The organism is Flavobacterium amnicola, assembly GCF_004122165.1.
GTDB classification, from domain to species: Bacteria; Bacteroidota; Bacteroidia; order Flavobacteriales; family Flavobacteriaceae; genus Flavobacterium; species Flavobacterium amnicola.
This window is the reverse complement of record NZ_SBKO01000023.1, coordinates 1-418: the sequence shown is the minus strand read 5'-3', so window position 1 is coordinate 418 and position 418 is coordinate 1. Positions and strand designations below refer to the sequence as shown.

The following is a 418-nucleotide window of genomic DNA, read 5'->3' as shown; positions in this document are numbered from 1 at the left end:
GTTATGGTACACCATTCTGTACTGATAATGCAGCGGCACAAGCAGTAACTTTGACAGGAACGGGTGCTTACACCGGAGGTACTTATGCCTCTACAGCAGGATTATCTATCAATGCTGCAACGGGAGCCATTACCCCAAGTACATCCACACCAGGCACGTATACCGTAACGTATACCATTCCAGCTAGTGGAGGTTGTGCGGCAGTACCAGTAACAACAAGTGTAACAATCACTGCTTTACCAACAGCAAGTATTAGTTATGGCACACCATTCTGTACTGATAATGCAGTGGCACAAGGAGTTACTTTAACAGGGACAGGTGCATACACAGGAGGAAGTTATGCTTCTACAGCAGGATTAACAATAAACGCGACAACAGGAGCAATTACCCCAAGTACATCTACTCCAGGAACGTATAC

The 418-nt window shown here is 45.7% G+C and carries 1 pseudogene; it reads left to right on the top strand.

Going from position 1 to position 418, the window contains the following annotated elements:
- Positions 1 to 418: pseudogene (locus EQG63_RS12285) on the top strand (hypothetical protein); the annotation flags it as partial.